This window comes from Pseudomonas sp. HMWF006 (assembly GCF_003061205.1).
Lineage (GTDB): Bacteria > Pseudomonadota > Gammaproteobacteria > Pseudomonadales > Pseudomonadaceae > Aquipseudomonas > Aquipseudomonas monsensis.
Window position 1 is genome coordinate 1,307 of sequence record NZ_QAIU01000534.1, and the last position, 2,125, is coordinate 3,431.

General features: G+C 60.4%; 3 protein-coding genes. All 3 read right to left on the reverse strand.

From position 1 onward, the window contains the following. Positions 1–225: 225 nt before the first annotated feature. A complete protein-coding gene (locus DBR24_RS24050; RefSeq protein ID WP_128615983.1) occupies positions 226–705 on the reverse strand; it encodes a copper chaperone PCu(A)C in 480 nt (159 codons plus the stop codon). Beyond that, positions 705–1,310 (reverse strand): SCO family protein, encoded by a 606-nt coding sequence (locus DBR24_RS24055; RefSeq protein WP_123462834.1) that lies wholly within the window; start codon positions 1,308–1,310, stop codon positions 705–707. The genes DBR24_RS24050 and DBR24_RS24055 overlap by 1 nt, the downstream gene beginning before the upstream one ends. 156 nt (positions 1,311–1,466) lie before the next feature. Then, positions 1,467–2,125: efflux transporter outer membrane subunit (locus DBR24_RS33495; protein WP_256591784.1), on the reverse strand; the 659-nt coding region annotated here is incomplete at its 5' end.

The following is a 2,125-nucleotide window of genomic DNA, read 5'->3' on the forward strand; positions in this document are numbered from 1 at the left end:
AGGCGGATACTTCGGTTACCAGTGGCGTCAGGTGGCCAGGCGCAAGAAACAGTTGGCCAAGGCAACCGCAGGTGAAACCGTGACCCGTTCCGGCACGGCGATGTCACGGCAAAGCGTGCGCAACGCCTTGGCCCGCAAGCATTAAGGCGACACGCGCCGGCAACAAAAAAGGGGCGGTCTGATCAACGATCAGGTCGCCCCTTTTTTTGTGACTGCGATGTCAGATCAATGCATCTTGCTGTGATCGTGACCTTCCATGTTGGTCAGTGCGCGAACCGGCGCTTTAACTTCAACGGTTTCTTTCTCGCCCTTGGCGTTTTCCACGGTCAGGGTCAGCGGCACTGTTTCGCCTTCTTTCAACTGACCGTTCAAGCCCATCAGCATCACGTGGTAGCCATTCGGATCAAGCTTGACGGCTTTGCCGGCCGGCAGTTCGATGAACTTCACCGGGCCCATGCTCATGACGTCGTTCTTCATGGTCATTTCGTGGATCTGCACATCCTTGGCCACCGGGGTGGCTACGCTGAGCAGCTTGCTGTCGCTGTCGGCGGTGAGGGTCATGAACGCGCCGCTGGCGGACTGGGTCGGTACGGTCGCACGGACCCAGGCGTCGCTGACGGTGGTCTGTGCCGATGCCTGGAAAGCCAGGCCCAGCAGGGACAGACCGAGTACCGCGCGTTTGATGTGATTCATAACAGGTTGCATCAGCAAACCTCCATAACAGTGAGCAAATCTTCTGTGCATTCTTCTGCCGAAAGCGAGGTGGACAGACCCAGGCGCAAGCCGCCATTGGAGTCGTAAACGTAGCTGGTGGCCGTGTGCGAGATGGTGTACGTGTCGCCGGCCGGGACTTTCTCGTAGAACACGTCGAATTCCTTGGCCGTGGCCGCGGTTTCCTCAAGCGTGCCGTACAGCGCAACGAACGTCGGGTCGAAGGCTTTCATGTAGGCGTCGAGGATTTCCGGGGTGTCGCGCTCGGGATCGAGGGTGATGAAGATCACCTGCAAGCGGTCGCCGTCCTTGCCCATCAGCTTCTTGATTTTCGCCGCACGGGCGAGGGTGGTCGGGCAGACTGCCGGGCACTGGGTGAAGCCGAAGAACACCATCGGCATCATGCCGCGAAAGCTCGACAGCGTCATGGTTTCGCCGTCGGTGTTCTTCAGTTTGAAGGTGCGCCCCATGATCTTGTTACTCAGATCCTTGCCGTACTTGTACGACAGTTGGCCGCGGGTGTCGCAGCCGGCGAGCAGGCCGAGCCCGAGCACGCCCATTCCCGCAAGCACGTTGCGGCGAGTCAACAAAGCCGTCATCTAATACCGCCTTTTGCAGCCCGTCAGTCGGCAGGACTGGCGGGGGGTTAACCTTAAAAGCGGCGCATGATACCAAACTGAGGGCAGGCGCCGGCCATGGATCGCCGCACCGCATAGGATCGGGCGACAAAAGGTGTAAGAAAAAGTGACGGGTACTTATTGAATCGTCGCTTCCGAAGCCTGCCAGCCACCGCCCAGCGCGGTGTATAGATTGACCTCCGCCACCAGCTGCGCCAGCCGATCGGTGATCAGGCCTTGTTGCGAACTGAACAGCGAACGCTGGGCATCGAGGAACGTCAGGCTGCTGTCGACACCATTCTGATAACGGTTCTGCGCCAGGTTGTAATAGGTCTGCGTAGCCTCGACCAGATCGCGCTGCGCCTGTAATTGCTGCTGATACGTCGTGCGCGCGGCGAGGCCATCGGCGACTTCCTGAAACGCGGTCTGGATCGACTTTTCGTATTCGGCCACCGCCACGTCTTTCTGCAACTTCGAATAATCCAGGCTCGCGCGCAGGCTGCCGGCATTGAAAATCGGCAGGCTGATCTGTGGCTGAAAGGTCCAGGCGCCGGAGCCGCTGCCGAACAGTCCGGACAGATCGCGACTCGAGGTGCCGGCATTGGCCGTCAGACTGACGCTGGGGAAAAACGCCGCCCGCGCTGCGCCAATGTTGGCGTTGGCCGCCTTGAGTTTGTATTCGGCCTGAAGAATGTCCGGGCGCCGTTGCAGCAGATCCGACGGCAATCCCGCCGGCACTTGCTGCACCAGTTCGCTGGCCAGCGGCCGGGCGGGCAACGACGCCGGCACGGGCGCAC

Coding starts and splice junctions, on each gene's coding strand:
- DBR24_RS24050 (WP_128615983.1), bottom strand. CDS start 705: ATGCAACCTGTTATGAATCACATCAAACGCGCGGTACTCGGTCTGTCC.
- DBR24_RS24055 (WP_123462834.1), bottom strand. CDS start 1,310: ATGACGGCTTTGTTGACTCGCCGCAACGTGCTTGCGGGAATGGGCGTG.